Below are 6,774 nucleotides of genomic sequence, written 5' to 3' on the forward strand. Positions count from 1 at the left end.
CGAGACCGCCCTGCGCGCCGTCGCCACCGCCTGACCGCCCGCCTCGCGCGCCCGCCCGCCGGCCCGCCCGCCGGCCCGCCCCTCGGCTGTCTCGGGCCGGAGTGGTCGCCCTGACGACCCCGATCGACCGAGACACCCAGCGGCCGTCTGCCCGTCGGCTGTCTCGGGCCGGAGTGGTCGCCCTGACGACCCCGATCGACCGAGACGCCGGCCGGCCGTAGCGTGTGACCGTGCTGCGACGTCTGGCCAGCCTGCTCGAGTGGCTCGTGACGCCGGTCGAGTCGGTGTCCGACCTGCTGCGCGCCCGCAGCGAGCGCAGGAGGACCCGTCGTGCGTGCGAGACGCGCGCCCCTCGAGCCTGACCTCACCGTGGCGGCGGCCGCTGTCTCGGGTCAGAGTGGTCGATCTGGCGACCCCGATCGACCGAGTCGCCCGCCACGGTCCGCTCCTCGGCTGTCTCGGGTCAGGCTCCGCGCCAGAGCACGGAGGATCGACCGAGTCGCGCGGGCAGCGCTAGCGTGCCCGGCGTGCACAGAACGGCGGCGGTCGGGATCGGCGTGCTCCTCGCCCTGAGCGGCTGCACGAGCGCCGACGACGATGCCCCGCCCGCGCTGCCCGCCGCGTGCGAGCTGTCCAAGGCACCGCACGCGACCGCCGAGCAGCGGGCGTCGCTCGCCGAACGGCTCGAGGCCGGGACAGGCGAACCTCCGGACCTCACCGGACCCCACGCGGCGCGCCGGTTCGAGGCCTTCGGCAAGGTGACCTTCGCGGTGTTCGGGCTGCGGTCGGCTCTCGGTCGCGAGCGGTTCGGGTCGTCCTCGCCCGGCGAGCAGACCGTCGACCAGGCCCAGGAGGAGCTCGCCCGCGCCTGCCAGGCACTGCGCACAGCCTGACGAGTCGATGGCCTGACGCTCGCCCGTATCTGACGGATACAGGACGCGGCCCCGCCGACCGTTGGTTAGTTAGGCGGAGCGGGGCACGGGGGTCAGGCGCGAGGCGAGCCACGTGAGGCCGTCCTCGTCGGAGCGGTGGTCGCGCCAGCCGTCGAGCAGCGCGTCGAGCTCCTGCTCGGTCGCGACCGTGGTCAGCACGGTGACGTCGGTGCAGGAGGCCGGGTAGCCGGCGAGGCGGCACCGGTAGAGCTCCCCCGTGGCGGACAGCCACGCGAGCTTCCAGGCGTCGTCGGAGCCCGGTCGGCGCCAGGTCGCGCCGAGGTCCACCTCGTCGGAGTCGCGGCGGCGGGCGTCGGCGTCCCAGAAGGCGGTCTCGTCGGACCATGTGGCGATGCCGAAGGGCACCCCGTCTCCAGAGAGCTCAGCGCCACGGGTGGGGGTGTGCGAGGGAACTGCGAGCACGGGGGCCTCCTCGGTCTGACGGGTACTGCTCATGACGCACCAGGCGTACGAGTAGTTGCCCTACCCCGGGAGGCATCCTGGTGAACACCAGGCGGCTCGTGGCTGTCGTCACCCCGCGGATAGGGTCGGTCCCGTGGCAGTCGTCGTCGTGTCCGGCACCGGGACAGGGGTCGGCAAGACGATCGTGACCGCGGCGCTCGCCACGCTGGCGCTCGACCGCGGTGCGACCGTCGCGGTCGTCAAGCCGGCCCAGACCGGGGTCGCCGCGGGCGAGCCGGGCGACCTCGCCGACGTGAAGCGGCTGTCCGGCGCCGACGAGCTGCACGAGCTGGTCCGCTACCCCGACCCGTTGGCCCCCGCTGCCGCGGCGCGGCTGTCCGGACGACCGCCGGTCGACCTGGCCGAGCTGACGCAGCTGCTGCTCGACCTCCACGACCGCCACGACCTGGTGCTCGTCGAGGGGGCCGGGGGGCTGCTCGTGCGCTTCGACGAGGACGGGCTCACCCTCGCCGACGTCGCCCGCACGGTGCGTGCCCCCGTCCTGGTGGTCGCCGGTGCCGGCCTCGGCACCCTCAACAGCACGGCACTCACCCTGGAGGCGCTGGCCCACCGCGGGATCGACCTCGCCGGCGTCGTGGTCGGTGACTGGCCGGCCGAACCCGACCTCGCCTGCCGCACCAACCTGCGCGACCTCGAGACCCTGGCCGCCCGCCCGCTCGGGGGCGCGATGCCGCAGGGATCCGGCGTACTCGACCGTGCGTCGTTCCTCGCGACCGCGCGCGCGGGCATCGGTCGCCAGCTCGGCGGGGAGTTCGACCCGGCCGTGTTCAAGGCCGTTCACGGCACCTGAGAGACTCCTCGGGTGACTGAGCTGCTGCTGGACGTTCTGGAGGTCGCGCGCGAGCAGGTGCTCGAGCGCGGGGTGGGGCTGACCGAGGAGCAGGCGCTCGCGTGCCTGCGGCTGCCGGAGGACCGGCTGCCCGCCCTGCTCGAGCTCGCCCACGAGGTCCGGATGCGCCACTGCGGCCCGGAGGTCGAGGTCGAGGGCATCGTGTCGCTCAAGACCGGCGGCTGCCCCGAGGACTGCCACTTCTGCAGCCAGAGCGGGCTGTTCCCCTCCCCCGTGCGCGCCGCCTGGCTCGACATCCCGTCGCTGGTGAAGGCTGCCGTCGAGACACGGGCCACCGGCGCCACGGAGTTCTGCATCGTCGCCGCGGTCCGCGGCCCGGACGACAAGCTCATGGCCCAGGTCGAGGCCGGGGTCGCCGCGATCCGCGAGGCCGTCGACATCCAGGTCGCCTGCTCGCTCGGGATGCTCACCCAGGAGCAGGTCGACCGGCTCACCGCCATCGGCGTGCACCGCTACAACCACAACCTCGAGACCGCCCGCTCCCACTTCCCGAAGGTCGTGACCACCCACACCTGGGAGGAGCGCTGGGAGACCCTGTCGATGGTCCGCGAGGCGGGCATGGAGGTCTGCTGCGGCGGCATCCTCGGCATGGGCGAGACCCTCGAGCAGCGCGCCGAGTTCGCGACGCAGCTCGCCGCGCTCGAGCCCGACGAGGTGCCGCTCAACTTCCTCAACCCGCGGCCGGGCACGCCCTTCGGCGACCTGCCCGTCCTGCCTGCCTCCGAGGCCCTGCAAGCCATCGCGGTCTTCCGGCTCTGCCTGCCCCGCACCATCCTGCGCTTCGCCGGCGGCCGCGAGATCACCCTCGGCGACCTCGCCAAGGACGGCATGCTCGGGGGTATCAACGCCGTCATCGTCGGCAACTACCTCACCACCCTGGGCCGCCCCGCCACCCAGGACCTCGACATGCTCGCCGACCTCCAGATGCCACTGAAGGGGCTGTCCGCCTCGCTGTGAGCCGCTGCTTCGGAGACGGCGACCCGCTCTACGAGCGCTACCACGACACCGAGTGGGGCCGACCGGTCACGACCGAGCAGGGCCTCTACGAGAAGGTCTGCCTCGAGGGCTTCCAGGCGGGCCTGTCCTGGATCACGGTGCTGCGCAAGCGCGAGGCGCTGCGCGAGGCCTTCGCGGGCTTCGACCCGGACGTCGTCGCGGCGTACGACGACAGCGACCTCGCACCGCTGCTGCTCGACGCGGGCCTGATCCGCTCCGGGGCAAAGCTGCGGGCGTGCGTCACCAACGCGCGGGCCACCGTGGCGCTGCGGGCCTCCGGAGGCCTCGCCCCGCTGCTCTGGTCCTACGCCGAGATCCCCGGCCCCGCCCATGACTCCTGGGCCACCGTGCCCGCGACGACCCCCGCCTCGGTCGCGCTCGCGAAGGCTTTGAAGCAGGCCGGTTTCGCCTTCGTCGGGCCGACCACCGTCTACTCGCTGATGCAGGCCCACGGGCTCGTGGGCGACCACCTGACCTCCTGCCCCGTGCGCGCCGAGGTCGAGGCCCAGCGCGACGCGGTGACCGTCCCGCACTGACTCGTCCTACAGCACCTGGAGCACCAGCAGCAGCAGACCGGTCAGGGCGAGGGACAGCAGGAGCGAGCCGGCGCAGCCGAGGCGGTTGCTGAAGAAGAAGAACATGGGCGCCTCCTACCCCGCGGAGCGGAAAGTTCTCGCGTAGGCGCTGGGTGACGTGCCCCTCCAGCGAGCGAACTGGGTGCGCAGCGTCGCGGCGCTCCCGAAGCCGCAGCGCCGAGCGACCTGCTCGACCGGCAGCCCCTCCTCCAGGAGCAGCTGCGCGTGGGCGACCCGCTGCGCGAGGACCCACTGGTGCGGCGTCGTCCCCGTGGCCTCGCGGAACCGCCGCGCGAAGGTCCGCGGGCTCATGTGGGCCTGGGCCGCGAGGACCTCCACGGGCAGCGCCTCGTCGAGGTGCTCGACAGCCCAGTCGAGGACACCGGACAGGTCCTCCGTCCCTGCGTGGCGCAGCACCGGCAGCGGCGCTTCGACGTACTGCCGCTGACCACCGTCACGGAACGGCGGGACGACCATGCGGCGCGCGACCGCGTTGGCCACGGCGTGGCCGTGCTCCTGGCGCAGGATGTGCAGGCAGGCGTCGATGCCGGCGGCCGTGCCTGCGCTCGTGACGATCTGGCCGGCGTCGACGTAGAGGACGTCGGGGTCGACGTCGATCGCGGGGAACATCTCGGCGAGCGTCGCGGCGTAGCGCCAGTGGGTCGCGGCCCGCAGCCCGTCGAGCAGGCCCGCGTGGGCGAGGACGAAGGCGCCGCTGCAGACCGTGAGCACCCGGCCGCCCCGGGAGAGCACGGCGCGCAGGGCGTCGACGAGCGCCTCCGGAGGGGGCTCGGTCAGCGAGCGCCAGGACGGCACGATGACGAGGTCTGCGGTCGCGAGCCGGTCGAGGCGATGCGGGGTGTCGAGGAGCAGCCCACCCATCGCGCGCAGGGGAGGCTCCTCGGCGGCGACCACCGCGAAGTCGAAGACGGGCAGCCCCTGGTCGGAGCGGTCGAGGCCGAAGACCTCACACGCGACCCCGAGCTCGAAGGGCGCGACGTCGCGACACACGACCGCGCACACGTCCTGCAGCACCATGACGACAGTGTGGCAGAGAACGTGCGGTCTGTCGCAGTCCTGCCACTGGTCAGGGGTACGACGACCGCGGACAGTGGGCGTCACGACCTGAGAAGGACGTCATGGAGGGACTCGCAGTCCTGGGCCTGGTGGCCCTGGCGGTGGCCGCGGCGGAGGCGCTCGTGATCCGCTTCGGCGCGGGCCGCGACGGGCGCGACGGGCGCGACGGGCGCGACGGGCAGCCGCACCAGCTGCGCGGAGCCGCCTGCCGCCAGGGCTCGCCGTTCAGGGGGGCGGACCTCAGGGGGCGAAGACCTTCGGCGCGGGGCAGCCCCGGCAGGGGTAGAGGGCACGGATGCCGCGGACGTCACCGCGCCCGAGCGTCTGGTAGCGCATGCCCTCAGCGGTGTCGTTGATCAGGTGCATGGTGAGGACGACGTCGCCGTCGTCGGCGTGGTCGAGCCCGAGGACGTGCCCGATCTCGTGGGTGGCGATGCCCTGCAGCTCGCCCATCCAGGTGTGGGTCGAGCCGACCGGGGTCTGGATCTCGTCGGCGTGGCCACCGCACGCGCCGTCGCGCTGCTCGCACTGCTGCCAGGTCCCGCCGGCCGTGATGTTGATGACGATGTCGGCCTCCTGGATCACGCCGTCGACCTGGCGGACGCTCGCGTGTGCCCCCTCGACGACCGGCAGGAGCGGCGCCGAGAAGCCGAAGACGCTGCGCCCGTCGTCGAGGTCGGGCGGCGTGTCGACGGTGCCGCGGTAGCGCAGGTCCAGGCGTGGGTGTGCCGCCTCCCAGGTCGCCGCCGCGGCCTGGAAGAGCCCGACCGCCTCCTCGGCCGAGACGTGCCACGTCGTGGGGTTGACCCAGTAGTCGACGACCACGCGCCCCTGGGTGTCGGCGGGCCAGCGTGCGCCCAGCAGCGAGAAGGAGCTGCAGATCTTGGGATCGGTGCACTCGCCGTCCGCTGTTGCCGGCAGCGCGACGACGGGGGCGGCGAGCAGGGCGAGCAGGGTTGCGCGCAGGCGCACGTCGGTCCTCCGGTCTGCGGCCTCGGAATGACCGCAACCCTTCGAGCCCGCAGGGGCGCCCGAGGTTCGCACCGGTCCGTGCGGGAGGATCCCGGCGTGCTGACCGTCCGCCTTCTGGAGCCCGCCGACCACGACCGGCTGGCCGACCTGACCGCCGTCACCTACCTCGCGGAGGGCTACGGCGACAGCGACTACGAGCCGTCGCTGCGCGACGTCGAGGGCCGGGCCAAGACCGCCACGGTGCTCGTCGCGGAGCTCGACGGCCAGGTCATCGGGGGTGTCACCGTCGCGACCCGGGGCGGGCTGTGGGCCGAGCTCTCCACCACCGGCGAGGCCGTGATCCGGATGCTCGTCGTCGACCCGGCCGTGCGCCGCTCGGGTGCGGGAGACGCACTGGTGCGCGCCTCGGTCGAGGCGGCCCGCGCGGACGGCTGCCACGTCGTACGCCTGTCGACCCAGCCGACGATGACGGCGGCGCACCGGCTCTACGAGCGGGCCGGTTTCGCCCGGACGCCGTCGTTCGACTGGACCCCCGTGCCGGGAGTCGACCTGCTCGGCTACGCGCTGCCGCTCGTGGCGTGGTGCGACCAGTGCGGCGAGGAGCTCACCGCCGAGGGGCACGAGTCGTGCCGCCGCGCCCGCGACCTCGACCCGCCGCGCTTCTGCGCGCACTGCCGCCGACGGATGGTCGTGCAGGTCGTGCCCACCGGCTGGACCGCCCGCTGCGTCGAGCACGGCGAGCGGTCGGGCTAGTGGTCCGTCTCTTGATTAGCTGACTACTTGTTGGAGGGTGTCGCGGGCGCGCGCGATCTTGGCGAGAATGGACTCTGCGGTGGCAGTCCAGACGTAGGGCGTCGGGTCGTCATTGGTGGCCTCGAGGAACTCCTCG

General features: G+C 73.5%; 10 protein-coding genes and 1 pseudogene. 7 read left to right on the forward strand and 4 right to left on the reverse strand.

The genetic code is table 11. The features are described from left to right. The first annotated feature begins 230 nt into the window (after positions 1-230). A complete protein-coding gene (locus Q8R60_11585) occupies positions 231-362 on the forward strand; it encodes a hypothetical protein (protein ID MDP3713110.1) in 132 nt (43 codons plus the stop codon). A 165-nt stretch (positions 363-527) separates the two neighbouring features. Then, positions 528-893 (forward strand): hypothetical protein, encoded by a 366-nt coding sequence (locus Q8R60_11590; protein ID MDP3713111.1) that lies wholly within the window; start codon positions 528-530, stop codon positions 891-893. A gap of 69 nt (positions 894-962) precedes the next feature. On the opposite strand, the gene Q8R60_11595 is transcribed toward Q8R60_11590, so the two are convergent. Further along, positions 963-1,388 carry a hypothetical protein gene (locus Q8R60_11595; protein ID MDP3713112.1) on the reverse strand — a complete coding sequence of 142 codons (426 nt, stop codon included), beginning with the start codon at positions 1,386-1,388 and terminating at the stop codon, positions 963-965. Between the two features lie 100 nt (positions 1,389-1,488). On the opposite strand from Q8R60_11595, the gene bioD reads away from it, so the two are divergent. The 3 genes from bioD to Q8R60_11610 are packed head-to-tail and all read left to right on the forward strand — an operon-like array spanning position 1,489 to position 3,797. Then, on the forward strand, positions 1,489-2,205 hold the full coding sequence (gene bioD, locus Q8R60_11600; GenBank protein MDP3713113.1) for a dethiobiotin synthase: 717 nt from the start codon (positions 1,489-1,491) through the stop codon (positions 2,203-2,205). Between the two features lie 12 nt (positions 2,206-2,217). Further along, positions 2,218-3,222 carry a biotin synthase BioB gene (gene bioB / locus Q8R60_11605; protein MDP3713114.1) on the forward strand — a complete coding sequence of 335 codons (1,005 nt, stop codon included), beginning with the start codon at positions 2,218-2,220 and terminating at the stop codon, positions 3,220-3,222. Then, positions 3,219-3,797, forward strand: coding sequence for a DNA-3-methyladenine glycosylase I (locus tag Q8R60_11610; GenBank protein ID MDP3713115.1), 579 nt, complete (start codon positions 3,219-3,221; stop codon positions 3,795-3,797). The genes bioB and Q8R60_11610 overlap by 4 nt, the downstream gene beginning before the upstream one ends. Before the next feature lie 114 nt (positions 3,798-3,911). Here the strand turns inward: Q8R60_11610 and Q8R60_11615 are convergent, their stop codons facing one another. Both Q8R60_11615 and Q8R60_11620 read right to left on the reverse strand, forming a co-directional pair. After that, complete coding sequence (locus tag Q8R60_11615; GenBank protein MDP3713116.1) at positions 3,912-4,874, reverse strand: helix-turn-helix domain-containing protein; 963 nt, start codon at positions 4,872-4,874, stop codon at positions 3,912-3,914. Between the two features lie 279 nt (positions 4,875-5,153). Beyond that, complete coding sequence (locus Q8R60_11620; GenBank protein MDP3713117.1) at positions 5,154-5,885, reverse strand: matrixin family metalloprotease; 732 nt, start codon at positions 5,883-5,885, stop codon at positions 5,154-5,156. A 27-nt stretch (positions 5,886-5,912) separates the two neighbouring features. On the opposite strand from Q8R60_11620, the pseudogene Q8R60_11625 reads away from it, so the two are divergent. Then, a pseudogene (locus Q8R60_11625) lies at positions 5,913-6,386 on the forward strand (GNAT family N-acetyltransferase). A gap of 72 nt (positions 6,387-6,458) precedes the next feature. After that, on the forward strand, positions 6,459-6,638 hold the full coding sequence (locus tag Q8R60_11630) for a hypothetical protein (protein MDP3713118.1): 180 nt from the start codon (positions 6,459-6,461) through the stop codon (positions 6,636-6,638). 15 nt (positions 6,639-6,653) lie between these two features. On the opposite strand, the gene Q8R60_11635 is transcribed toward Q8R60_11630, so the two are convergent. Then, on the reverse strand, positions 6,654-6,774 hold a 121-nt coding region (locus Q8R60_11635; GenBank protein ID MDP3713119.1), incomplete at its 5' end, for an IS630 family transposase.

Source organism: Mycobacteriales bacterium (assembly GCA_030697205.1).
GTDB lineage: Bacteria > Actinomycetota > Actinomycetes > Mycobacteriales > SCTD01 > JAUYQP01.